This window comes from Anaerobacillus sp. QJM3NY_17, assembly GCF_056173665.1.
In genome coordinates, this window is sequence record NZ_CM149685.1 from 1,483,268 (window position 1) to 1,506,840 (window position 23,573).

The following is a 23,573-nucleotide window of genomic DNA, read 5'->3' on the forward strand; positions in this document are numbered from 1 at the left end:
TAACGTTAATCTTAGATCGTATGCAAAAAGAAGTTAATGAAAAATAAACTCGCGATAATATACATTGGAACAGGAACTTCTTTTGCTTTTCCTAAAGCAATTTTAAGAAAAGGATAGGCAATAAAGCCAAATGCAATACCGTCTACAATACTATACGTGAGTGGAATCATCACTATGATTAAGAACGCCGGAAACCCTTCAGAGAAATCTTGTAACGAGATGTTCTGAATGGATGTGATCATCAGTCCGCCTATAATAATAAGAACTGGGGCGATCGCAGAATCAGGAATCATCTTGAAGACAGGTATGAAAAAGAGAGACGTTAAGAACAATAATCCTGTTGTGATGGACGTTAAACCAGTACGACCTCCTGCAGAAATACCTGAGGCGCTCTCGACAGTTGAAACGGTAGGACTTGTGCCGAAAAGTCCAGACGAGATAGCTGAAATGGCATTTGCTTTGTAAGATTTATCGAATTTCGATTGATCTGGAAGTAAGCCGTGAAGCAAGCCCATATTCTCAAAAACAAGAATCATCGCCATTGAAAAGGTTGCGATCCAGAAAGGGAGCATAAGAATATCATCGAATGACATCGCTCCAAAGACAGCTCCGTATGAGGAAAAAGAGAAACTTTCCTGTTTTCCGGTTGAAATTAAGCCAAGTGACCAGGCAAGTGCTGTCCCGAGAAGCATGCTAATTAAGAAATGACCTTTTACATTTCGAATAAACAGAATAGCTGCTATTGCAAGCGTTACAAGAGTTGCCATAACATGAGCAGATCCAAGGTTTCCAAGTTCTACAAAAGTCGAATCGCTAGAAACGACAATGCCACCTTTTTGTAATCCGATAAATGTTAAGAACAAACCTATTCCGACAGTAATGGCTTCTTTTAATGATCTTGGGATTGACTTCGACAGGACACCTGAAAGTGGTGTGAATGCCGTGATGGCAAAGAGAATCCCTGCAACAAAGACGGAAGCAAGCGCCACCTCCCAACTTAATCCCATTGATTCAACCATTGTATACGTAAAGAACGCATTGACACCCATTCCTGGTACGAGGATAATCGGTGCATTTGCATAAAAACCAATTAACAGGCAGCCGAACACTGACGTCAGGACTGTTGCAATCATTCCTGCTTCGAAAGGAATTCCTGCATCAGCAAGGATTGACGCGTTAACCGCTGCAATATAAACAATCGTAAAAAATGATGTAATGCCTGCAAGAATTTCTTTCTTCAGTGAAGTATCGTGAGCCTGAAAATCAAAATTAATTTTCGTTTTCACTTTATTCCCTTCTTACTTGTGTTTCCCTCTCCCACCCGTGTATTTGATTAAATCAAATCACCAATAAAATAGTATAACAGAGCCTTGATCTTTTTTATAGTGGAAAAATACGTAATGACCTCATTCAGTCACTTTGATAAAATAAGTGGGGTATATAATTTGTTATAAGGAAAGAAGGCTTTTACATGCGTAATACATTATCTGCTCTTCAATGGGCCGTTTTTATGATTGCAGGGTCAATCGTTGCTCCGGTTGCTATCGCTAGCTTGTTCCATATGGATCCTCCCATGGCAGCAGGCTTCGTACAAAGAACGATGTTTGTGCTTGGCGTAGCCGGAATACTTCAAGTAACGTTCGGTCATCGCTTACCTATTAATGAAGGTCCTGCCGGGTTATGGTGGGGAGTATTTGTGCTTTATGCAGGATTAAGCTCTACCCTTTTCGGATCTGATATAGAGACGCTACAAGCACTTGAGCTAGCAATGATTGCAAGCGGAGTGATCTTCATTCTTCTTAGTGCGTTTGGATTAGTAGAAAAGTTATCTCGTCTCTTTACACCGGTCGTGACAGGAATTTATCTCTTGCTTCTTGTTGCTCAACTTAGCGGATCGTTTCTAAATGGAATGATGGGTGTGGGTTATTTAAAAGAAGGCATTGATCTTAGAATTGCTGGACTATCGCTTTTACTTGTATTTATCTCGATTTGGTTTTCACGTTCTATGCCTGCTATGATTCAACAATACAGTATTCTCATTATCCTAATTATAGGGTGGATCATTTTTGCGGTGCTTGGACTAGCCAAACCGATCGTTGTTCCTGAGGGAGGAATGATTGAGCTCCCTGAGGTACTTGCATTTGGGTATCCTACATGGGATTCCGGCATGATAATCACAGCTTTTCTAGTCACGCTGCTTCTTCTCACCAACATGATTGCAAGTATTCGCGTAGTCGAAGAGGTGTTGAGTAAGTTGGCAAATACAAAGCCAATGGGACGCTATAGACAAGCAGGTTTTGTTTCAGGTATAAATCAATTACTTGGAGGCGTTTTTTCTGCGGTGGGAAGCGTGCCGATCTCAGGTGCCGCTGGATTTATATTAACAACAGGATTAAAGCAGAGACTTCCTTTTGTACTTGGAAGTGGATTTATTATTATCATTAGTTTGTTTCCAGCTTTAATGGGCTTCTTTGCAGCGCTACCGGAACCGGTTGGGTATGCTGTTATCTTTATTGTATTTGTGAATATGGTTGGAATTGCTTTCAATGAGTTTAAGAAAGATCAGTCAGAGGGAAAACCATTTATAATAGGGATTTCCTTTATGGTTGGTATTGGAACTATGTTTATTCCGCCCGAAGCCTTTCAGCAAGCACCTCCAATTGCGGCGTCTATTCTAAACAATGGACTTATTCTCGGTTCCATTACTGCGATTTTGACAGAGCAAATTCTCTACAAAAAACACCGTAAGGAAACATCTCTTCGTGATTAATGTCACAGGACTAGTTCTTTTCTTATGTTAAAATGAAAGTAGAACAGGGGAGGAGAATGTTGCAATGAAAAAATACAATAAAATTCTTGTAGCCTTTGATGGATCTGACCTGAGTGTTAAAGCATTAAATGAAGCGATCGCTATGGCAAAAGAAAATGACTCTCTTGAAATTGACGTTGTCACAGCATTAAATCCTACAGCGCAAATTAGCTCTGCTGTTGTTTACGCGAGTATCTTAAATGAACTCAGAAAAGAAGCGGTGGATATGCTGAAGGGGATTAGCGAAAAGTTAGACGTTCAGCTACCAAATCATAAAGTGAAGACAATGGTTCTTGAAGGGAACCCTGGAAATGAAATTGTGAAATATGCAGATGAGCATCATCGTGACCTTATTATTATGGGGAGTAGGGGGCTGAACGGATTACGTGAGTGGTTCCTCGGAAGCGTGAGTCATACGGTCCTTCAGCGTTCTCATTGTCCCGTATTAATCATTAAATAACTCAAAACCCGGCATTTCTGCCGGGTTTTATTATTTCTCCACATATGTAATTGTGTTTTCCTGACCAATAATTGCTTTAGCAGCATAGCCAATAAAAAGCCCGTTGTCTACAACACCTGGAACCTGATTAAGATTGTCGTGCAAAGTAGAGGGGTAATTAATTTCTCCGAACTGACAATCGACGATGTAGTTGCCATTATCCGTGACGTAAAATGAACCTTCTTTTTTTCGTATGGCCGTTTGACATCCAAATTTCTTTAAAGCGTTAATGGTTTTTAAATATCCAAAAGGAACGATTTCTACTGGAAGAGGAAATGTCCCAAGCTTTTTCACAAATTTATTAGAGTCAGCAACAACGATCATATGTGTCGAATGATAAGCGATAATTTTTTCGCGAAGTAAGGCACCGCCCCCTCCTTTTATAAGGGTTAAATCTTCTGTTAATTCATCTGCCCCATCAATCGTTAAATCAATGGAGGACACTTCTTCAAGGGATAGAAGGGGAATGCCGTTTTCACGAGCGAGTATTTCAGTATTAGTCGATGTTGCTACTCCCTTAATATCCAATCCCTCTTTAACCATTCGCGCGATTTTGAGGATTGTCCAATAGACAGTACTGCCTGTGCCAAGCCCAACAATCATGCCATTCTGAACATAGTTAGCGGCTTCTTCGCCTGCGCGTTGTTTTTCGTTCAAAATTCAACCACTCCTTTTCTATCTATGCTAACCCATTAATTATAATCGTAATGTACCCCGTTTCCCAATAATGAATTTTGTAAGCGCATACTTCATTGGTGTGATAAGGATCTCTTGAATATGCCATTTTCTATCATGATATTTATAGGTTATTTATACCATGTTGTTTAGTTACTAATCTTTGCACGGTTAGCAGGAAAGACGTATAATGCATACTGTCAGACTGTTCGCGTGACTAGCTTGATAGCAGGTGAACATACTATTTCAATAGGGTGATTCACTTGTAACAAAATGGTTTGCGATAGGTGAGTTAACGAAAAATAGGAAATGAGCTGGAGGGAATAAGATGTCAAAACAACAAATTGGTGTTATTGGATTGGCGGTCATGGGGAAGAACCTCGCGATGAACATCGAAAGTCGCGGCTATTCTGTTTCTGTGTATAACCGATCTGAAGAAAAAACAAAGGAAATGATGTCAGAAGTTGAAGGACGAAATTTTCAGGATACATACAGCATTGAAGAGTTCGTTCAATCTCTAGAAACACCTAGAAAAATTTTGCTAATGGTGAAAGCTGGCATGCCGACGGATGCGACGATTGACCAGCTGCTTCCACATCTTGATAAAGATGATATCATCATTGATGGCGGGAATGCGTTCTTTAAAGACACGCAAAAGCGTAGCGAAGATTTGAAAGAAAAAGGTATTCGATTTATTGGTACTGGTGTTTCTGGTGGAGAAGAAGGCGCACTTAATGGTCCTTCTATTATGCCTGGTGGACAACCGGATGCGTTTAGTGAAGTTGAAGATATCTTTAAGGCGATCGCTGCAAACGTAGATGGCGATCCTTGTACAACATATATCGGTCCAGATGGAGCAGGTCACTATGTGAAAATGGTGCATAACGGCATCGAGTATGGTGACATGCAGCTAATCGGTGAAGCTTATTACATGATGAAGAACGTGCTTGGTCTTTCTACTGATGAGCTTCACGAAGTATTTAAAGAATGGAATAAAGGTGAGCTTGATAGCTACCTTATCGAAATTACAGCTGATATCTTTACGAAGAAAGACCCTGAAACAGGCAAAGCGCTTGTAGATGTCATTCTTGATACAGCTGGACAAAAAGGTACAGGTAAATGGACAAGTCAAAGTGCTCTTGATCTTGGTGTACCACTTTCAATCATTACGGAATCTGTTTTCTCCCGCTTTATTTCTGCAATGAAAGAAGAGCGTGTGAAAGCAAGCAAGCTTCTTGCTGGCCCTAATGTACCAGCGTTTGATGGTAATAAAGAAGAACTAATTGAGAAGATCCGTAAAGCTCTTTACTTGAGTAAGATTTGTTCTTACGCACAAGGCTTCGCACAAATGCGTTCTGCTTCAGATGAGTATGATTGGAATCTAGATTATGGTTCAATCGCTATGATCTTCCGCGGTGGTTGCATAATCCGCGCTGGTTTCCTTCAAAACATTAAAGAAGCCTATGACCGTGAGCCTAGCTTAACGAACCTTCTTCTTGATCCATACTTCAAGGAAATCGTTGAATCTTATCAGGGTGCTGCTCGTGATATCGTTTCACTTGCTGTACAGCGTGGAATTCCTGTTCCTGGGCTTGCAAGCGCGATTGCTTACTATGACAGCTATCGTAGCGAAACTCTTCCAGCAAACCTTCTACAGGCGCAGAGAGACTACTTCGGCGCTCACACGTATCAGCGTATTGATCGCGAAGGTGTGTTCCACACAGAATGGCTTGAAGACTAAAAGTTAAACAAAAACCGCTAATCACTTCCTTAAGGGAGGGTTAGCGGTTTTTTACTTTCAGTTTTTAAATTTATACACCATCTTTTTACCAACTTGAATGAATCGCAATAGACCGCCAATGAGTATGAGTAAAAAACTAGCATAAATGAATGACCATTTGATTGAGGTGAAGAACGGTGCAGCCCATGAAATGAATGGGAACGTAGTTGGATAAAAATACATCACAGCAGATGTTGAAATGTTTTCTAAGTAATCAAATAGAACACCGAAAGAGGGGAGTAAGTTTAGAAGTAGCCAATTTTCGTTGGAAATAGTTCGAAAGAGAACAGTAATCGATGTGGTTAAAAAGAACCAGTAAACGAGTGGCCAAATAATATCAAAGCTGAAACGCTCTTTAATATAATAGCTTCTCCCGCTTTCTCCATATTGCTCTGCAACGCTATAAAGCTTTTCAGGAGTATAAAAGAAAGAGCCATCAGGAGAATCACTTGTCCTAGTGACTTCATACGATCTTTCCGATACTTCAGGAAGAATAAATGCGAGGAATAAGGCGAAAATGACTACAGAGAGAAACCAAATACTTGGAGTCAATCGAGAACTTAACTTTCTAGAAAGATAAAGTAGGGACTTCATGAAAACCCTCCATATTATCAGTATGGGTATATCAATCATAGAAGGTAGTAAGAAAGCCAGGGATTCACCCTGGCTTTCTTTGTACTATGCTTCTTTTAATCCTTCAAACAATAAAACGCGAGCAGGTGATGCATCTGTTCCCTGAAGTTTTAAAGGTGCGGCAACCATGAAGTATTCTCCAGCCGCCACGTCTTTTAGGCGTAAGCCTTCCATGATGATAACATCCTTTTCGAATAAAGAGCGGTGTGTAGGGTGTTCAGGCTGGCTGCGTTCAATACCAAGACCATCTACGCCAACTCCGCGGATGTTTCGCTCTGCAAGGTAGCGTGCAGCGTCTTCACCAACGAAAACGAAGTCAAAGTTAAATTCCTCTTCGAAAGAGTTTTGTGATTTGAAAAGGATAAAGTCTCCTTCTTGGATGTCTTCAGCTTCAATATCTTTATCAGATATCGCACCTTTTACATTGGTGACGTCGATTACTTTGGCTTTTCCAACAAGATCTTCTTGATTAATTGATTCAATCGTTGCGCCATCATTCATCATATGAAGCGGAGCATCTACGTGAGTGCCCGTATGTACATCAAGAGATAGACGAGACTCTGTTACATGGCCATTCGTCGTCGTGTTGATTTCAGGCTGTTTTTCTTCCTTGTTCTTATAAACGGCCATTCCATTAAAGATAGGTGCACTTACATCATACATTTTCATTAAGAAACACTTCCTTTCAAATAGTAGTGTATATGATAAAGAAAGATACGTGAAGCACGTATCTTTCTTTTGTCATTTTGAATCAATTACGACGAATCGCAGAAACTACGATGTTTGTCGAATAGGAACACAAAGCACGTGTTCAATTTATAGAGTTCCAGTGTCTCGATTACTTTACTCTTTCGGTAGGGGCCACCAGTGTAAGTTATCATTTTCAAGAAGTTTATCTGCTGCTTTAGGTCCCATAGATCCAGCCGGGTAGTTCGGGAAGTCTTGTTCTTTCTCGTTAGCCCATGTCACGGAAATAGGGTCAATGAACTGCCATGAGAGAGCTACTTCATCCCAGCGAGCAAAGTTTGTTGCATCCCCACGCATCACGTCATGAAGCAAGCGTTCATATGCTTCAGGGGAGTTCATGTTGTTTTCTTGATCGTTATTGAAATTCAACTGGATCGGTGTTGTTTTACGCATATCGCCTGTATCTTTGGCATTCAAGTGAAGCGTAATGCCTTCTTCAGGTTGAATGTGAATGACCAGGATATTCGGTCCGAGCTTGCCACTTTCATTCTTATAAAGGTTCATTGGCAAGTCTTTGAACTCAATCAGAATTTTAGTAGATTTATTTGTCATTCGTTTACCAGTGCGAATATAGAATGGAACACCAGCCCAGCGGAAATTATCAATCATTAGCTTCGCTGCAACGAATGTTTCTGTATTTGATTCTTCATCCACATTATCTTCTTCACGGTAGCCTGGTAATGTCTCTCCATCTACTTCGCCTTGTTTGTATTGACCGCGAACGAAGTAGTCATTTACTTCTTCCGGTTTAACTGCACGAAGCGCGCGAAGCACTTTAACCTTCTCACCGCGAATCTCTTCTGTTGAGAGGCTAACAGGTGGTTCCATCGCTAGAAGTGAAACCATCTGTAGGACATGGTTTTGGACCATATCACGTAGAGCGCCAGATTTTTCATAGTATCCACCACGTGTTTCGACACCAACCGTTTCACTAGAAGTAATCTGGATATTTGAAATGTGGCGACTGTTCCAGAGTGGTTCAAACATTGAGTTGGCGAAGCGAATCGCTTCGATATTCTGCACCATTTCTTTTCCAAGATAGTGATCGATACGATAAACTTCATCTTCAGAGAACACTTGGCGAATTTCATCATTCAGCTTTTGAGCTGATGGGAAATTGTGGCCAAAAGGTTTTTCGATAACGAGGCGATTAAAGCCGTCACCATCTGTTAAACCTTCAGAGTCTAGATTTAATGCAATTGTTCCAAAGAATTCTGGAGCCATCGCCATATAAAAAATGCGATTTCCTGGAATATTAAATTTCTCATCAAGCGATTGTGTTAATTCATTTAATTCCTGGTAAGATTCTTTCTTCGTAACATCAAATGGTTGATAGAAGAAGTGACTGCTAAATTCTTCATGCTTGTCATCTTTATCCATGCATGCTGTATGTATAACAGAGTCATGAACATTTGAACGGAATTCTTCATTAGTAAGTTGTCTTCTTGCTACTCCAACAACAGCGAAATCCTCTGCAAGTACTCCCTTGCAATAGAGGTTATAGAGTGATGGAAATAGCTTGCGTTTGGCAAGATCTCCTGTTGCACCGAAAATCACGATAACAGAAGCCTGTTTTGATGGTTGATTCATCTTTGTGACCTCACTTTTTGATTATTGCTGTTCCAGAGGGAACTTATGGAAGGAACAGTGAATTCCTTAATTCATCAGTAAAGACTGTTAATGATAAAACGTCTGCTGAAATTCTATCGATCCCGTAATAGAAGATATTACCGGGTTCCCAAGTAAAAATTTTATAGCTTTTTCGCGTTAAAATCAAATTGTGTGATTGAAGTTACAGTAGGATTTTGAAAAATAAATATAATGGTATATGGCTGTAAGCGATACCAAGCTGATTCCTTTGCGGAAAGGTGTGTGCAAGGATTTTGAAGGGAAGATTCGTAAATTTTTTTGAAATAGAATGAATGGATTCAATTACGGCGAATATAGTAGGTAAGTGATTGAGAAGAAAAGGGAGGATGAGTACAATGCTTAAAAAACTGGTCATCTTCTTCCTGCTTATTGCTTTCAGTATTTCATGTTCAACTGTTGAGGAGAAGTCTCAAGATTCAGGAGAAGTGGAAGCAGAGCGCACAGAATCTGTTCAAAGTATCGTAATGAAGCAAGGGTATAACGTGTTAAATGCGATTAAATCGAAAGATGGCAAAGAGCTTTCTAAATTTGTTCACCCAAAAAAAGGTGTGCTATTTTCTCCCTATGGAACGATAGAAGTAAAACGAGCTCAAGTGTTTATGCCAGCTCAACTAAAAGAGTTCTTTAAGAACTCTAAGCAGCTTGAATGGGGAACAGAAGCAGGAAGAGGCGATCCCATTCGTTTATCGCCTGAGGAATATTTTAATGCATATGTATACGATGTAGAATTTAGCGAGACGGAAATCGTTACGTTTGATGGCATTCATCGGGAAACAAATAGCATACAGAATATTAAGGATGTGTTTCCGGAAAGTCACTATGTAGAATTTTTTGTGCCCGGATCGGAAGAATTCGAAGGAATGGATTGGAAAAGTCTTAAATTGGTATTCTCTGAATATAACGGACAATTCTATTTAATTGGAATTATTCATGATCAATGGACACCTTAATGTGAACAAATCGTGTCACGAATTTGAAATTTACGTGTGAGATGTACCTCATTGGTTGCTCAATCCGAGAAACTTTCTTATCCTTAAAAGGTAGATTATTGTGATAAGGAGAAGAAATCTAATGAATGAAGTTAAACAACGGAATTATACACCATGGATTGTCGGGCTATCAATTGCAGTGAATGTGCTCGTTGTTGTCCTTTTTTTCCTACCTGAGTATAGTGGTGACGTAGGATTTGATATTACGCTGCTCCCTTTGCTAAATGCTGTTTTTAATAGCTTTACATTTGTTTTCTTAGTAGCAGCGCTCATTTTTATTATGCAAAAGAATATTAAAATGCATAAGCGGTTTATTTTTGCTGCTTTTACAACAACGGCACTCTTTCTCGTTTCATATGTGACGTATCATGGGCTTTCTGAATCCACTTCGTTTGGAGGAGAAGGCATCATCGTTCCCATTTACTTCTTTATTTTAATTACGCACATTATTTTAGCTGCCGCTATTGTTCCTCTGGCTTTAATTACGGTTACGAGAGGATTAAACATGCAAGTGGCTAAACACCGTAAAATCGCTAGGTGGACGATGCCGATCTGGCTGTATGTTAGTATTACAGGTGTTGTCGTTTACTTGATGATCTCACCATATTATTAAGGCCTTATATAAAAAGTCTGAAGCGTCCGCTTCGGGCTTTTTTTATGACTAAGTTAATGAGTGGGGGAAAGATTAACAACAGTATAAATAGCATTTAGTAAGCTCGCTAACCTCCTGTATAGTGTGTTTTAAGGAAGGATAGGCTACTATTATATGATTGCGTGTGGCATAAGAGCGGATCTTATGCTACTTTTGTTAGTGTACGTATTATATCAAGGAGGTACGACTATGAGTGTTCATATTGGTGCAAAACAAGGGGATATTGCGGAAACGATTCTACTACCAGGAGATCCGCTTCGTGCTAAGTATATCGCAGAGACATTCCTAGAAGATGTCGTTTGCTACAACGAAGTAAGAGGTATGCTTGGATATACAGGTACATATAAAGGCGAACGAATTTCTGTTCAAGGAACTGGAATGGGTGTTCCATCTATTTCGATTTATGTGAACGAATTGATTCAGAGCTATGGTGTTAAGAATCTTATTCGTGTTGGAACATGTGGAGCATTAAAGAAGGAAGTGCAAGTAAGAGATGTTATTCTTGCGATGAGCGCGACATCGGATTCAGGTGTGAATCGCCTTCAGTTTAACGGTATGGATTTTGCTCCTACAGCTGATTTTAATCTTTTGAAAAACGCTTACGACGCTGCAGCTGAAAAGGAAATGAGCGTTCATGTAGGGAATGTGTTTACAAGTGATTCCTTCTACCGTGACAATCCGGAAATCTTCCAGCAGCTTGCTGACTACCAGGTACTTGGTGTAGAAATGGAAACTTCTGCTCTCTATACAATTGCTGCGAAGTTCGGCGTGAATGCCTTAACGGTGTTAACCGTTAGCGACCATATCGTAACGGGGGAAGAAACGACCTCTGAAGAACGACAAACAACCTTTAAAGAGATGATGATTATTGCCCTTGAAGCGGCATTAAAACAAAAATAAAACGAGAAGAAGACGGCTAATAAAAAGCTCGTCTTCTTTTTTTGTTTTCATTTAGCATTAATTGCTTTTGTGACTCATTTATCCCAAGAAATGCATATTTCATACGTTATCTCCAAAAGCTAGAACTAACGTATGAGGGGGGATTTACAATGGTTAGAAGGAGAACAATCAAACGACTTCATAAATTGAAAGAAATGGATCAGCAATCGGATAACCAACAAAACAACAAAACCACCCTTCAAGTGCTTATTTTAGATAACTTCAGCGATTGTGATGACCTTGTTCATCGAACTTTCCCGGAGCTAAGCATTTCAATTATTTATTTCCTGCATTTAGTTAACGATCAACTGCTGAAGATGGAGTTGCTTGAACCCCTTTACCATGCTTCTGAAGAAGCTTCCCTACCTTTCCTTAGAAGATCGAACTTTCACAAATCAGATGATGAGAAGAAGCTAATTGATGGCATTTTAAAGGGAGAGGCTGTTGTTTTTCATAAAGAACAAGCTTATTTAATTAATATTTCTGGACCAAAGCAGCGTGAAATTCAGCCTTCCGAAACGGAAACAACGATTACAGGACCACATGAAGGATTTGTGGAGAGCAGTGAAATCAATCTCTCTATGATCCGAAGACGTGTGAGAAGTTCACACTTAAAGATTAATGAAATTCCAGTAGGTGAAGTGGCAAAAGGAAGCGTCTATGTTCTTCATATTAAAGGAATTGCAAATGATGAAATCGTTCAAGATTTGACTAATAGGATTGAAAAAATTGAAATTGATGCCGTTTATGATTCACATATTCTTACTCAATTAATTGAGGATCAGCCTAATGCGCTTTTTCCGCAATTTATGTTAAGAGAAAGGCCGGATGCGATTGCAGCAGCACTTGTAGAAGGAAAAGTCGTCATTGTTATGGACGGTAGTCCTGCAGTGATTATTACCCCTTCAAGCTTCTTTGACTTCTTTCAAACGGGTGATGACTATTACCAAAGGTGGATTACTGGAACGGCCACAAGACTACTGCGCTTTGGTGCATTCATGATTACGATTGGATTTACCGCCCTATACGTTGCCGTCACATCCTTTCATTATGAAATGATTCCACAGTCACTTCTAACAACTCTTGCCGGTTCAAGAAGCAAAGTACCATTTGATCCTTTATATGAAGCGTTAATTATGGAAGTTACTCTGGAATTTTTACGTGAAGCAGGTGCTCGCCTGCCTACAAAAGTAGGACAAACGATCGGTATTGTAGGCGGTATTGTCATAGGGCAAGCGGCTGTTCAGGCTGGTATTACAAGCAACGTTCTCATTATTGTGGTGGCAAGCTCTGCCATTGCTTCTTTTGTAGTTCCAAGTTATGTAATGAGTGCAAGTATCCGTCTAACGCGGTTCGGTTTAATTCTACTCGCAGGATTACTTGGCAATCTCGGAATCGTGATTGGATTGACGATTCTTGTGATTCATTTAAGTAGCTTAACGAGCGTTGGAGCACCATATTTAGCACCCTTATCCCCATTTTTCAAGAAAGACTGGGGCGACTTCTTATTAAGGGCTCCTTACTCATTAATGAAAACGAGACCAGCTATACCGAGAAGTTCAAATAAGAAAAAAGTGAAGTAAGTAGCTGATAGAAATTGAGGGATATTAATGTCGGAAAAAATAGCGCCATTCCACCTCGCCATCCTGATTTATATGATTCAATCAGGTGTAACGCTATATAAATTACCTCGAATGCTCGCGGTGAGTTTCGGAACAAACGGCTGGGTTATGATTCTCATTATTTCCCTCATTGCTGGATTAAACATCTTTCTCGTTTCTCTTGTGAATCGTTTTCGGAGGGGAGAGAATGTATTTGAAATTATGGAAGGGCTTGTTCCGCAAAAGGTTCTTGCCCCTTTTTATGTCATATTAGCGCTTATATGGTCAATTCTCCCTCTTCTTGTAGGAAAAGACTACATGCTCATCACGCAAGTCCTTGCTTTTCAAAATACCAGTTTGCTGTTGCTGTATAGTATCATCTTGCTCCTCGCCTTATATCTTGTCGTTAAAGACATTTATACGATTACGAAAACAACAACCGTTTTCTTTTTTTTGACGATTTGGATGACGTTCATGCTTATTTATCATATTCCTTATTCTTCTTTGATGCGCTTAACACCATTTATCTTTAAAGATGGGAGTAATCCTATTCAAGGACTGATCGAGGTCTATACTGCCTTCTTAGGCTTTGAAATTGTGCTCTTTCTCTTTCCTTATATTGATCAAACAAAGCCTAAATGGTTTCGAAGTGTTTATGTTGGACATGTAATTACAACAGTTGTCTATGGGCTTACATGTTTCGTTTCATTTATGTATTTTTCATTTGATCAGCTTAAATTAACTAGTTTTCCAGTGCTGAATTTGATTGCTTATATTGAAATCGAGCTTATTGAGAGGATTGAAAGTCTTGTTTTCAATTTGTTCTTAATGAAAATTCTTATAACCGTCGTTATGTATTTATGGGCAGCGAAGCTCCTGCTCAATAGAGCAATACCTGCTATTAATGAAAAGTGGTGTGTATTCATTCTCATCTTTGTGGCCTATTTGATCACGTTAAAGGTGGATGTAGCATACGAGCTAGCGCCCTGGCTATTAATTTTTGGATTAGCAGCTGCAGGGATTGCATTTGGGCTTCCTATACTATTGCTCGTAACGCTTTGGATCAGAAGTATAAGGAGGAAACGACATGCGGAATAACAAAAAGCTATGTATTGTTATCTTAGCCGTGATCGTTCTGACAAGTTGTAATGACAAGAAAGTAATTGAAGACCTGGCGATTATTAGTATGATTGGTTTTGATCGAATAGAAGGGGAGGAAGGAAAGTTAAAAGTAACGGCTTCATTCCCCGATTTATCAAGTGAGACATCCCAGCAGGACGAAATCATTGATACGGTAGCCAATTCAAAAAAAGAAGCTGAAGATCTTCTCTCATCCAAAACGAGGCAACAGGTTGTCAATGGACAAATTCATTCAATCATAATAGGAAGAACACTTGCTGAAGAAGGGGTCAGTCGTGTCATTACATCGATGGAACGAGATCAGGAAATTGGTTCACAAGTGAAGCTTGTCATGGCGTTTGGAGAAGGGGAAGAGATCATTAAGACAGATGTCGAACCGGATGTAGGTAGCTATGTTGACAAAATGTTAAAAACGGAAACGGATAAATTTACGATTCCAGAGATGGACATCTTTCATTTTTCAAGAGATTACTTTGATGACGGCATTGATCCGGTGGCCCCTCTTTTTAGCAGAGTAGATGATGATTTAGTATTAATGGGAACTGCTCTTTTTCGAGAAGATAAGTATGTAGCCCATTTGGATTTACTTCAGTCAAAGGTTTTATTGTTTCTTCTTGGGAAAGTAAAAAGAGGGGAATTAACAATTAAAATTCCGGATGGTGATAACATCCGCAACCTACATTTTGATTATATTAAGAGTAATAGGAAAATTAAGGTTGTTAAAAGTAATGGTAAGGTGGATCACATTCTAATAAATGTGAAGATGCGTGGCTCAGTCATTGAGGATACAGGAGCAAAAGAAATTTCAAGTACTAACGAAACTAAGAAAATTGAAAAGGTAATTGCGGAACATATTGAACGTGACGCGGAGGGGATTCTTAAAGTGTTAAAGGAAAATCAAACGGATAGTCTTGGACTAGGGCAATATGTAAGGCATTCACTATCATATCAAGAATGGAAAAACCTAGATAAACATGAATACCTTGAAACAATACCTGTATCAGTAAACGTTGATGTGACGATAAAAGATACAGGCATGTCTCAGTAATTAGTAAGCAATCCCCACACGTTTACAGGAGTGATTGCGATCGAAGAGTTCCTTGTATACAAAAGCAGCCGTGTCTGCGGTTGATATTTCACGACCACCATCAGGAAGATATTCTTCTTCCACGCGATATTCTCCTTTTGCCGGGCCATCTGGCAAATAAGTAGGACAGATGATTGACCAGTCCAGATCGCTAGCAGAGAGCATTTCATAAACAGAAAGATGTTCCCTTGCTGCTCGCGTTGTCTTTCGTTTAGATTCAGAGGATTCAAAACGATAGAGAGTTGGTTCGACTCGGCTATTAAGTATGCCAGCTGTTCCTACGGTGATAATCCGATTAATCTGTTGTTTTTTCATCACCCGTATTAAAATCGGGGTGCTTTCTGATAACGTTGTTGTTTTATCAGTACCAAGTGCACTAACGATCACATCAACGCCCTTGGCGGCTTTTTCAACGACGTCTTCATTGAGAACATCCCCTTCGACAATCGTAAGGTTACTATTTGTAGGGAGCTTCTCAGGTGATCGTGTTAAAACAGTCACCTGATGCCGATCGGAGAGAGCTAATGTAAGAATGTTGCTTCCGACTCGTCCTGTTGCCCCTAAAATCAATATATTCATCTTGACTCTCCCTTCTAATACTATTCATTTTAAAAAAGGAATGGCTCTATTGCAACTAACGATATTCATGGAATGACATTACTCCGCACTGGTATTTTGGGTGATTTAATGAGAATACAGCGCTTACATTGAAGAATCCTTTATATTTCACAATAGATTTCTGATTTCTACTTATAAAGTTCAGAATTTTTGTTAAAATACTCGTAACGTAATAAGAGAGTGAAGTTTATTTTGTTTTAGATAGAGGAGAGGGGAATGAAACATGAGAAAAGCGCTTTTTGAGAGATTAGAAGATTTAGTACCACAAATGATTGACCTAAGAAGAGATCTTCATCAGAATCCTGAATTGTCATTCCATGAAGTTCGAACACCTAAACTAATTGCAGATTTCTACGAGGAACTTGGCATGGACGTTAAAATAAATGTCGGTGGCAGAGGAGTAGTGGCTTCTTTAGAAGGTGCAATGCCAGGAAAGACAGTGGGCTTACGTGCTGATTTTGATGCCCTTCCAATCAATGATGAAAAAGAAGTACCCTACAAATCCACTGTTCCAGGTGTGATGCATGCGTGCGGTCATGATGGTCATACATCAACGCTTCTCCACTTAGCAAAAGCACTACATGAGCAAAAAGATCAATTAGCAGGTCGCGTCGTCTTTATTCATCAATTCGCTGAAGAGATTACACCTGGTGGAGCAAAGCCAATGATTGAAGACGGGTGCCTAGAGGGAGTGGATGTTCTTTTTGGAACACACCTTTGGTCTGGATTCCCAACAGGAACAATTGCGTATAAACCAGGACGCATTATGGCTGCTGCCGACTCTTTTGAAATTGTGATCAAAGGGAGAGGTGGTCATGGGGGTATCCCACATGAGGCGCTTGATTCAATTGTGATCGCCAGTCAGTTGGTTGGTAATCTCCAACAAATTGTCAGCCGGTTTATCAATCCTTCAAGTACAGCAGTCATCTCTATCGGTTCATTTCACGCAGGTTCCGCTTTCAATGTTATTTCAGAAACGGCAACATTGAAAGGGACGGTTAGAACCTTTGATCGAGACGTTCGCGAGAAGATCATCGGGTATATGGAACAAATGATTAAAGGCACGTGTGAGAGTAGCGGGGCAGACTATACATTTAGTTATGACAGAGGGTATCCTCCTGTAGTTAACCATGAAAAAGAAACGATGATGTTGAAGGAAGCTGCAGAAAGAGTAGCTGAGGTGAAAAATGTTGTAGAAACAGAAGCCTTAATGATCGGAGAAGATGTCGCTTATTATCTAGAAGAGGTTCCCGGAACATTCTTCTTAACCGGGGCAGGTAATGCTGAGAGTAAATCGACGTATCCTCATCATCATCCAATGTTCGATATCGATGAGAACGCTATGTTGATTGCTGCCAAAACGCTTGGGGAAGCAACGTTAGCTTATCTTGAGCAACATCGTTATGAGACGGAAGAGGTTAACACTTAAAATAAAAGGAGTGAAATGGATGGCGAGGGGTTTACTTGAGAATGAGGCAGAACTTAGCAAAAGGCAGTTGCATTTACTTATGCAAGTTTCAACAATCTTTAACTCATCACTAGATTTCTATTCTGTCATTCAGTCTGTTATAGAAGAAGCCGTCTCAGCCATTGATGCAGCTGATGGTGGTGTGCTTTTTCTATATGATAAAGAACAAAAAGGTTTAAAAGTGGCTGGGTCGACAGGGTTTCGAAAGAAGACGGTCAATGAAGTCATGCTCCGTTCAGGTGAGTCGATGACAGGTCTTGCATTTGAGAAAGAAACCACTTTGCACTTCAAAACAAGTGATGAAGTCGAAAAAGCTATGGGAACGATGTCTCATCAAAATGCTAGCCTATATTACCAATCTGCACAAGAGCTACCGCTGAGTACGATTTGTATCCCGATTAAAAAAGAAGGTACTTGTACAGGGGTCATAGTGCTCGACCAGTTTAATGGGGGAAAAGGATTTACAGAAGATGATATCCGACTTGTGGAAGCTATTTCTTCACAGGCGGCCATTGCACTAATGAACGCGAATTTGTATCAAAACAAAGAAGCTTCTTTACAGAAGTTAAAGCAATTTAATCAAACAGTGATTCATCAAAACGAAAGTCTATCGATCTCAGTAGATACACACCAGGCCCTGTCGGACATAGGGATGAATGAAGACTCGTTTAAAGAAATTTGCACGTATCTCACAAAGTCTATTGGAAAGAGCGTAGCCATCTATGATCCATTTGGAGAGGTGAAGGCTTCCAGTCAGATTGAATGGAATGCAGAAAAAAGTTTACAAAGCATTATTCTTAATCATTTAAGTACCATTCAAAATGAGACAAATGAGTTAGAAGTTGTGCAAACTGACGAAGATTCTTTACTTTTTCCTCTTGGCCGATTGTCATTTCCACTCGGTTATCTCGCTATTCTTTCTGAAAAGCTCCCACTTACAAGGTTTGAGCAGTCAGCCGTTTTTCACGCATGTACAGTTGCGGGTCTTCAGCTAATGAAAAAGGAATCGGAGCATAAAGAACAACAGCGTTTAACTGGAGAATTACTCATCCATCTTCTATCGCCACAAGAGGATGAAGCGGATTTAAGTTACCTTGCTGGGCGTTTGAAGACAGGATTAAATGGTTATTTCACAATCGCTTTAATCGATGTACCTCAGGAGTTTGAACAAGGACGCGAGGAATGGCTTAGAAGATGTATTCATGCTTCTATTAAACATTTACTGGAGAAAAATCATCAAAAAACTGTGCGTGTTACAGAGTGGGGCCGTCAAATTGTCTTGCTGTTCCATCAAGATGATGAGAAAGGCATCGAATCATCCATTTTCACTGTTAATCAGTTCATCCAAGAATTTAATGAGTTGATCGCTTCTGTCACAACTGAAAAAATTTGTAGAATCGGAATTGGAAAACCAGTTAGAGGAATCCGTGCCATTGATCACTCTTTTCAAGAAGCGAAGAAGACGATTAAATTTCTAAAGCGATTTACATTCGCGGGTTATTCATCATGGTATGGAGAAATCGGGGCGCTTCGACTCCTGTTAAACAATAAAGAAGAAGATCTAGCAAGCTATGCGCTTGAGTATCTCTCTCCGTTGCTAGCTTATGAAAAACGCCGCAAAGGAGAGCTCTTTCAAACTTTATTTGTTTACTTATCGACCGGACAAGATTTAAAAAACGCTTCTGAACAGCTCCATGTTCATGTTAATACGATGAATTATCGAATTCAACGCATACAAGAAATACTAACGATTAATTTTAATGATCCTTCTGATCTTATGAATATCCAAGTTGCCTGTAATATTTATCGTTATTTATTTGAAGCCTAGTTATTCATCGTCTGGCTGAAGATACGGGCGAAGTTTTCGTACGTATCGTCGAATGTCGAATAAGAGTTTGGTTTGTAATTTCTTTTCTTCTTCGAAATTTTGGATATGAGAGATGGATGGGAAAGATCCGTGTTCATTGAAACGAACGGGAATCAGTCCTGTTTTTAACAGTTCACCACTTTCTCGATTGATAAATTCCACTTCGACGTTCGCTTCAAGCGTGTTAGGTATATGATGGTCTTGTAGTCGCTTAACTTCCTGTACTTTAAATAATATTTGCGGCATGTGAGATCCTCCTTCCTTTTCCCCATACCCTTTTTTGAAATGAATTAGCCATAAGATATGTTTGTAACAGCCTGCCCTTTCATGCAGGCTGTTTTTATGTGGAAACTTTCTTGAGCAGATTAAATGATAGGGAAATGAGATGGGAAAATTGTATCATCTAAGAAAATGTGGAAGGAATTTGAAGATGAATGTCTAATGACTACTAATAGTGAAAGGAATTACTTGCACTTGAACTGATTTTGTTATGGAAAACGGAGTGGAGCGTATCATGGAAGACCTCATCTATGAATTTCATTTTTTTCTTATTTTGATTTCGATTTTAATGGTAGTTAGCTATACTTATACAGCTTTTGATTTTCATGAGAAGGCTTACAATATGACGCATTCATATCGACAGCTATGGATATTTGGCAGTGCATTAGCAATGGGAGCAGGGATTTGGATTCTACAGTATCTTGTACTGTTAGGGATTTCAACAGCCGACTCAACCTTTTACAATCCATGGTTTGTTATCATTACTTTAGTTATTCCTATTGTTGGATCACTCCTGTCATTCAACATCATTTCATCAAAAAGACAATTGAAACAGTTGGTAGTGGCAAGTTTCTCTCTCACCATTGTTTTGGTCTTTTTGCAATTGCTAACATCTGTCTATTTATTAGGAGAGATTTATCATTTGACAGATTGGTGGAAAATTGTCATTCCAGGTTTGACCGCCTTCATTTCGACAGTTTGTAGTTTTTGGTTAGTTTATGGTGTATCAAATGAAAAACGGAACTCCTGGGGGAAATTATCAGGGGCAATTGTATTTGGTCTAGGTACTCTCGCCGTTCATTATTTTACGATGATTTCCTCGGCTTCAAATTCAAATTTTAAAATAGAAAGCTACAGTGAAAATACGGTGTTGCAGTATCTTGTTTTGATTGGCATATTCATTATTTCTGTTTTAATCTTAATTAGTGTGATTCGAGGTCAAAAGGTAGAAGAACAGGCCACACAACTTCAAGAGAGCGAGCGGAAATACCTCTCACTCGTTGAAAATAGTCCCGATGGTATCATGGTACTAGATATCAGTGGTCAAATACTAAATATGAACCCCGCTTTAGAAAAAATGAGTGGCTACTCATCGAATAGCACAAGTAATAAAACGAGTTTTCAATTCGTGGATCAGCGTTACTTAAAGCAGACGTTAAATTGTTTTGAAAGAACGAAAGAAGGTATTCCGCAAAAGTGTGAATCTGCCATTGTTCATCGAGAAGGTCACTCGGTTCATGTGAAGTTAATTTCCATTCCTCATATGGTTCATGGAAAAGTACAGGGTGTTATTGTCATAGTGGAGGATATTACAGAATTTAAAGAAACGGAAGCACTGCTAAGACGCTCAGAGAAATTAACAGCGGTAGGAGAGCTCGCTGCGGGAGTTGCACATGAAATAAGAAATCCACTTACTTCTTTAAAAGGCTTTGCAACATTAGTCTATAGCTCTTCTGAAGACGATAAATCAAAAGAGTTTCTTCAAATCATGTTATCGGAAATTGATCGCATTAATTTCATAGTGAGTGAATTTATGCTCCTTGCAAAACCTCAAGAGAAAGAGTTTGGAGAAAGTGATCTTATTTCATTGCTTCAGCACGTAGTCGCCCTTCTTAAATCCCAGGCAATCCTGAAAAACATTGTTATTCGAACACAGTATGAGTGTGATCACTTTCCTATTTTAGGTGAAGAAAATCAGCTAAAGCAAGTGTTTGTCAATGTTGTGAAAAACGCTATTGAAGCGATGCCTGATGGTGGCACTATCTTTGTAAAGGTAAAAGAAAATGAGAAAAAAGAAGCGGTTATAACGTTTGTAGATCAGGGTGTAGGTATCCCAGAGCACCAATTGCCAAGGATCGGCGAACCATTTTATACGTTGAAGGAGAATGGGACTGGACTGGGACTAATGGTTAGTTTTAGCATTATTGATAACCATAACGGGAGAATGCGCTTAACAAGTGTTGAAGGAGAAGGAACTACCGTCGAAGTGATCCTACCAGTTTATGAAAATAAGCTGGTGAATGTTTGAAGAAATAGAGTTAGTACAAATGAAAAAACGCTAGCAACTTGCTAGCGTTTTTTCTCGTTTTTTAATAAATAGCTATCCTTTCATGTATCGGCTTTTTCTAACTGCTCAATTGTTTCCTTTTCAAGAAATTCAGAGGCTGGAATATCTAATGCTGTTGATATTCTTAGGAGTGTTTGAACGTCTGGCTGATAATGATTTTCTTCTATTTTCTGCATAAGCCCCGCCCCAATCCGTACTTTCACCGCTAACTCAGAAATGGATAAATTGGCTTCCAAACGGTGCTTACGTATTTTGTCTGCTGTGTTCATCTTTCTCAACCTCCTCAGAAAGTACTTTGCTGCCTCTTACAACAAATACATCACATGTGGCGTGACGAGTAATATGTTCAGAAACGCTGCCCATAAGCAATCTTTCTACGCGATTCATCCCTGTTGCCCCGCAAACAATTAAATCTATCTTATTTTGTGGAGCGATCTTTCTTGCGATTTTTGCTTTCGGGGATCCATATTCAATAACTGTATCAACATTCGAAATTCCTGCCATTCGTGCTTTTTCTTCGTACTCCTTTAATAGACGCTTTCCAAAGTCTTCTGCTCGTTCCGTTGCGATATCGTAAAGTTCAAAAGTTGAGAAATTTCTCGTATCAATGACATGAGCAATCAGTAGGGAAGCCTGGTCTTGAATCGAAAGTTCTACAGCTTTGGAAAAAGCAATCTCGGCTGAATCAGAACCGTCAACAGCAACAAGTATGTTTGAATGCTTTGTGCTCATTCTAATACCCTCCCAATAAAAACTTTATTTCTTAGCTTTATTGTATAGCGTCTCATTTGTCATTACTGTGAGATATATCACTATTATGATGAAAATATTCTATATCAAGGAAAAACTGCATAAACTTAAGTTGACAAAAATGCATTCATGCGATAGTTTTGTGCTAAGGAAACATTTGTGGTTAGAGGAATATTGACTAGCTGATATGAGATGTTAAAAAAATTTTTGTTTACAATTTGCCTTAGGGAAAGAAATGTTTATCTGGTAAAAAACAAAGACGTTAAGCAAATGTTTTTCGTTAAATTGAAATGGATAAGCACCTTACAGAAACAACGCCCATACGTTAGGTAAAGGGAAATGGTGCCGGTATAAATAGAAAAAGAGAGGTTGGTAAATGTGAAAAAGTGGTTAGGATTTGTTTTCGGTGCAGGATTATTTTTGATCGTGATGTCGGGGTGCAGTAGTACTGAGACAACCAAAGACGGTGAAGGAAAAATTAACGTGACGACAACAATCGGGCAAATTGGAGACATTGTAGAAAACATTGGTAAGGACCATGTGGAAGTCGATTCCTTAATGGGTCCAGGTATTGATCCTCACTTATATAAGGCCTCACAAGGAGACATTAATAAGCTATCGAATGCAGATGTCATTTTCTATAATGGTCTTCATCTAGAAGGGAAAATGGGCGAGATATTTGCGAAAATGAAGGGAGAAAAACCAACCTATCCTGTTGCAGAAGCTATTCCTGAAGAGAAGCTATTAATCACTCAGGGAAGTTCAAAAGCCGTTGATCCTCATGTGTGGTTTGATATTGATTTATGGAAATATGCTGTGCTAGAAATTCGCGACGGATTAATTGAATATGATCCCGAACACAAGGAAGATTATGAGAAAAATGCAGAGGAATATTTAGAAGAGCTAACTAAGCTACAAGAAGAAGCACAATCAAAATTGAATGAAATCCCAGAAGAGAGTCGTGTTCTTGTTACGGCCCACGATGCATTTCAATACTTCGGTCAGGCATATGGCATGGAAGTGAAGGGGCTGCAAGGATTAAGTACAGATTCAGAATATGGGCTTAGGGATGTTCAAAATCTTGTGAATGTATTAGCAGATCAAAATATTAAGGCTGTATTTATTGAAAGCAGTATCTCAGAACGTTCGATTAATGCAGTCGTTGAAGGAGCAAGAAAAAAAGGTCATGAGGTTGAAATAGGTGGCGAATTGTTCTCAGATGCGATGGGTGAGAAGGGTTCACCTGAGGGGACGTATATAGGTATGTATCAACATAACATTGATACGATTGTGGAAGCGTTGAAATAGGATAAGAAGGAGGT

At 39.4% G+C, this 23,573-nt stretch carries 22 protein-coding genes; 13 read left to right on the forward strand and 9 right to left on the reverse strand.

What is annotated here, in order from left to right:
* Positions 1 to 11: 11 nt before the first annotated feature.
* A complete protein-coding gene (locus AC0VYV_RS07985; protein WP_475368812.1) occupies positions 12 to 1,286 on the reverse strand; it encodes an NCS2 family permease in 1,275 nt (424 codons plus the stop codon).
* A 185-nt stretch (positions 1,287 to 1,471) separates the two neighbouring features.
* Here AC0VYV_RS07985 and AC0VYV_RS07990 point away from each other — a divergent pair, with 185 nt between their 5' ends.
* Both AC0VYV_RS07990 and AC0VYV_RS07995 read left to right on the forward strand, forming a co-directional pair.
* The gene (locus tag AC0VYV_RS07990; RefSeq protein ID WP_475368813.1) at positions 1,472 to 2,770 is read left to right on the forward strand and encodes a purine/pyrimidine permease; all 1,299 of its coding nucleotides are present in this window, start codon (positions 1,472 to 1,474) and stop codon (positions 2,768 to 2,770) included.
* 64 nt (positions 2,771 to 2,834) lie between these two features.
* Positions 2,835 to 3,269: a universal stress protein gene (locus AC0VYV_RS07995; RefSeq protein WP_430242255.1), complete on the forward strand. Its 435-nt coding sequence runs from the start codon at positions 2,835 to 2,837 to the stop codon at positions 3,267 to 3,269.
* A gap of 30 nt (positions 3,270 to 3,299) precedes the next feature.
* On the opposite strand, the gene rpiA is transcribed toward AC0VYV_RS07995, so the two are convergent.
* Positions 3,300 to 3,965 carry a ribose-5-phosphate isomerase RpiA gene (gene rpiA, locus AC0VYV_RS08000; protein WP_430242253.1) on the reverse strand — a complete coding sequence of 222 codons (666 nt, stop codon included), beginning with the start codon at positions 3,963 to 3,965 and terminating at the stop codon, positions 3,300 to 3,302.
* A 346-nt stretch (positions 3,966 to 4,311) separates the two neighbouring features.
* Between rpiA and gndA the strand changes: the two genes are divergently transcribed.
* Positions 4,312 to 5,724 carry an NADP-dependent phosphogluconate dehydrogenase gene (gndA, locus tag AC0VYV_RS08005; protein ID WP_194221066.1) on the forward strand — a complete coding sequence of 471 codons (1,413 nt, stop codon included), beginning with the start codon at positions 4,312 to 4,314 and terminating at the stop codon, positions 5,722 to 5,724.
* A gap of 57 nt (positions 5,725 to 5,781) precedes the next feature.
* On the opposite strand, the gene AC0VYV_RS08010 is transcribed toward gndA, so the two are convergent.
* From AC0VYV_RS08010 to zwf, 3 genes are all read right to left on the reverse strand, one after another.
* Positions 5,782 to 6,357: a hypothetical protein gene (locus tag AC0VYV_RS08010; RefSeq protein WP_475367112.1), complete on the reverse strand. Its 576-nt coding sequence runs from the start codon at positions 6,355 to 6,357 to the stop codon at positions 5,782 to 5,784.
* Positions 6,358 to 6,441: 84 nt separating this feature from the next.
* Positions 6,442 to 7,065 (reverse strand): cyclase family protein, encoded by a 624-nt coding sequence (locus tag AC0VYV_RS08015; protein WP_194221068.1) that lies wholly within the window; start codon positions 7,063 to 7,065, stop codon positions 6,442 to 6,444.
* Between the two features lie 174 nt (positions 7,066 to 7,239).
* Positions 7,240 to 8,733, reverse strand: coding sequence for a glucose-6-phosphate dehydrogenase (zwf, locus tag AC0VYV_RS08020; protein ID WP_194221069.1), 1,494 nt, complete (start codon positions 8,731 to 8,733; stop codon positions 7,240 to 7,242).
* A gap of 395 nt (positions 8,734 to 9,128) precedes the next feature.
* Between zwf and AC0VYV_RS08025 the strand changes: the two genes are divergently transcribed.
* The 6 genes from AC0VYV_RS08025 to AC0VYV_RS08050 all read left to right on the forward strand — a co-directional run bounded on the left by AC0VYV_RS08025 (position 9,129) and on the right by AC0VYV_RS08050 (position 15,162).
* A complete protein-coding gene (locus tag AC0VYV_RS08025) occupies positions 9,129 to 9,743 on the forward strand; it encodes a hypothetical protein (protein ID WP_475367113.1) in 615 nt (204 codons plus the stop codon).
* 121 nt (positions 9,744 to 9,864) lie between these two features.
* Positions 9,865 to 10,395, forward strand: coding sequence for a DUF420 domain-containing protein (locus tag AC0VYV_RS08030; protein WP_475368814.1), 531 nt, complete (start codon positions 9,865 to 9,867; stop codon positions 10,393 to 10,395).
* Positions 10,396 to 10,623: 228 nt separating this feature from the next.
* On the forward strand, positions 10,624 to 11,334 hold the full coding sequence (gene deoD / locus AC0VYV_RS08035) for a purine-nucleoside phosphorylase (RefSeq protein WP_430242248.1): 711 nt from the start codon (positions 10,624 to 10,626) through the stop codon (positions 11,332 to 11,334).
* Between the two features lie 149 nt (positions 11,335 to 11,483).
* Positions 11,484 to 12,956 (forward strand): spore germination protein, encoded by a 1,473-nt coding sequence (locus AC0VYV_RS08040; RefSeq protein ID WP_475368815.1) that lies wholly within the window; start codon positions 11,484 to 11,486, stop codon positions 12,954 to 12,956.
* A gap of 27 nt (positions 12,957 to 12,983) precedes the next feature.
* Complete coding sequence (locus AC0VYV_RS08045) at positions 12,984 to 14,072, forward strand: GerAB/ArcD/ProY family transporter (RefSeq protein ID WP_475367116.1); 1,089 nt, start codon at positions 12,984 to 12,986, stop codon at positions 14,070 to 14,072.
* Positions 14,062 to 15,162, forward strand: coding sequence for a Ger(x)C family spore germination protein (locus AC0VYV_RS08050; protein ID WP_475368816.1), 1,101 nt, complete (start codon positions 14,062 to 14,064; stop codon positions 15,160 to 15,162). Before AC0VYV_RS08045 ends, AC0VYV_RS08050 begins: the two co-directional genes overlap by 11 nt.
* Here AC0VYV_RS08050 and AC0VYV_RS08055 read toward each other — a convergent pair whose 3' ends face one another.
* Positions 15,163 to 15,780 carry an NAD(P)-dependent oxidoreductase gene (locus AC0VYV_RS08055; RefSeq protein WP_475368817.1) on the reverse strand — a complete coding sequence of 206 codons (618 nt, stop codon included), beginning with the start codon at positions 15,778 to 15,780 and terminating at the stop codon, positions 15,163 to 15,165.
* 262 nt (positions 15,781 to 16,042) lie between these two features.
* On the opposite strand from AC0VYV_RS08055, the gene AC0VYV_RS08060 reads away from it, so the two are divergent.
* Positions 16,043 to 17,248: a M20 family metallopeptidase gene (locus AC0VYV_RS08060; RefSeq protein ID WP_430242240.1), complete on the forward strand. Its 1,206-nt coding sequence runs from the start codon at positions 16,043 to 16,045 to the stop codon at positions 17,246 to 17,248.
* 19 nt (positions 17,249 to 17,267) lie between these two features.
* Positions 17,268 to 19,115, forward strand: a complete 1,848-nt coding sequence (locus AC0VYV_RS08065; RefSeq protein ID WP_475368818.1) for a helix-turn-helix domain-containing protein — start codon at positions 17,268 to 17,270, stop codon at positions 19,113 to 19,115.
* Here the strand turns inward: AC0VYV_RS08065 and AC0VYV_RS08070 are convergent, their stop codons facing one another.
* Positions 19,116 to 19,400 carry a hypothetical protein gene (locus AC0VYV_RS08070; protein ID WP_194221078.1) on the reverse strand — a complete coding sequence of 95 codons (285 nt, stop codon included), beginning with the start codon at positions 19,398 to 19,400 and terminating at the stop codon, positions 19,116 to 19,118. It abuts the gene before it with no gap.
* Positions 19,401 to 19,668: 268 nt separating this feature from the next.
* Here AC0VYV_RS08070 and AC0VYV_RS08075 point away from each other — a divergent pair, with 268 nt between their 5' ends.
* Entirely contained in the window at positions 19,669 to 21,462 is a 1,794-nt protein-coding gene (locus AC0VYV_RS08075) for an ATP-binding protein (RefSeq protein ID WP_475374723.1), read from the forward strand.
* Between the two features lie 80 nt (positions 21,463 to 21,542).
* Here AC0VYV_RS08075 and AC0VYV_RS08080 read toward each other — a convergent pair whose 3' ends face one another.
* Together AC0VYV_RS08080 and AC0VYV_RS08085 are read right to left on the reverse strand one after the other, a co-directional pair.
* On the reverse strand, positions 21,543 to 21,770 hold the full coding sequence (locus AC0VYV_RS08080) for a helix-turn-helix domain-containing protein (RefSeq protein ID WP_475374724.1): 228 nt from the start codon (positions 21,768 to 21,770) through the stop codon (positions 21,543 to 21,545).
* Positions 21,745 to 22,233, reverse strand: a complete 489-nt coding sequence (locus AC0VYV_RS08085) for a universal stress protein (protein ID WP_430242229.1) — start codon at positions 22,231 to 22,233, stop codon at positions 21,745 to 21,747. The genes AC0VYV_RS08080 and AC0VYV_RS08085 overlap by 26 nt, the downstream gene beginning before the upstream one ends.
* Before the next feature lie 396 nt (positions 22,234 to 22,629).
* Here AC0VYV_RS08085 and AC0VYV_RS08090 point away from each other — a divergent pair, with 396 nt between their 5' ends.
* A complete protein-coding gene (locus AC0VYV_RS08090; RefSeq protein ID WP_475368821.1) occupies positions 22,630 to 23,559 on the forward strand; it encodes a metal ABC transporter solute-binding protein, Zn/Mn family in 930 nt (309 codons plus the stop codon).
* The last annotated feature ends 14 nt before the right edge of the window (positions 23,560 to 23,573 follow it).

Bases quoted from the DNA above. Each gene is read 5' to 3' on its own strand.
- AC0VYV_RS08055 (WP_475368817.1), bottom strand. From the start codon at position 15,780: ATGAATATATTGATTTTAGGGGCAACAGGACGAGTCGGAAGCAACATT.
- zwf (WP_194221069.1), bottom strand. From the start codon at position 8,733: ATGAATCAACCATCAAAACAGGCTTCTGTTATCGTGATTTTCGGTGCA.
- AC0VYV_RS08045 (WP_475367116.1), top strand. From the start codon at position 12,984: ATGTCGGAAAAAATAGCGCCATTCCACCTCGCCATCCTGATTTATATG.
- AC0VYV_RS08080 (WP_475374724.1), bottom strand. From the start codon at position 21,770: ATGAACACAGCAGACAAAATACGTAAGCACCGTTTGGAAGCCAATTTA.
- gndA (WP_194221066.1), top strand. From the start codon at position 4,312: ATGTCAAAACAACAAATTGGTGTTATTGGATTGGCGGTCATGGGGAAG.
- AC0VYV_RS08085 (WP_430242229.1), bottom strand. From the start codon at position 22,233: ATGAGCACAAAGCATTCAAACATACTTGTTGCTGTTGACGGTTCTGAT.
- deoD (WP_430242248.1), top strand. From the start codon at position 10,624: ATGAGTGTTCATATTGGTGCAAAACAAGGGGATATTGCGGAAACGATT.
- AC0VYV_RS08060 (WP_430242240.1), top strand. From the start codon at position 16,043: ATGAGAAAAGCGCTTTTTGAGAGATTAGAAGATTTAGTACCACAAATG.
- AC0VYV_RS08075 (WP_475374723.1), top strand. From the start codon at position 19,669: ATGGAAGACCTCATCTATGAATTTCATTTTTTTCTTATTTTGATTTCG.
- AC0VYV_RS08065 (WP_475368818.1), top strand. From the start codon at position 17,268: ATGGCGAGGGGTTTACTTGAGAATGAGGCAGAACTTAGCAAAAGGCAG.
- AC0VYV_RS07995 (WP_430242255.1), top strand. From the start codon at position 2,835: ATGAAAAAATACAATAAAATTCTTGTAGCCTTTGATGGATCTGACCTG.
- AC0VYV_RS08015 (WP_194221068.1), bottom strand. From the start codon at position 7,065: ATGAAAATGTATGATGTAAGTGCACCTATCTTTAATGGAATGGCCGTT.
- AC0VYV_RS07990 (WP_475368813.1), top strand. From the start codon at position 1,472: ATGCGTAATACATTATCTGCTCTTCAATGGGCCGTTTTTATGATTGCA.
- AC0VYV_RS08010 (WP_475367112.1), bottom strand. From the start codon at position 6,357: ATGAAGTCCCTACTTTATCTTTCTAGAAAGTTAAGTTCTCGATTGACT.
- AC0VYV_RS08040 (WP_475368815.1), top strand. From the start codon at position 11,484: ATGGTTAGAAGGAGAACAATCAAACGACTTCATAAATTGAAAGAAATG.
- AC0VYV_RS08070 (WP_194221078.1), bottom strand. From the start codon at position 19,400: ATGCCGCAAATATTATTTAAAGTACAGGAAGTTAAGCGACTACAAGAC.
- AC0VYV_RS08030 (WP_475368814.1), top strand. From the start codon at position 9,865: ATGAATGAAGTTAAACAACGGAATTATACACCATGGATTGTCGGGCTA.
- AC0VYV_RS08050 (WP_475368816.1), top strand. From the start codon at position 14,062: ATGCGGAATAACAAAAAGCTATGTATTGTTATCTTAGCCGTGATCGTT.
- AC0VYV_RS08025 (WP_475367113.1), top strand. From the start codon at position 9,129: ATGCTTAAAAAACTGGTCATCTTCTTCCTGCTTATTGCTTTCAGTATT.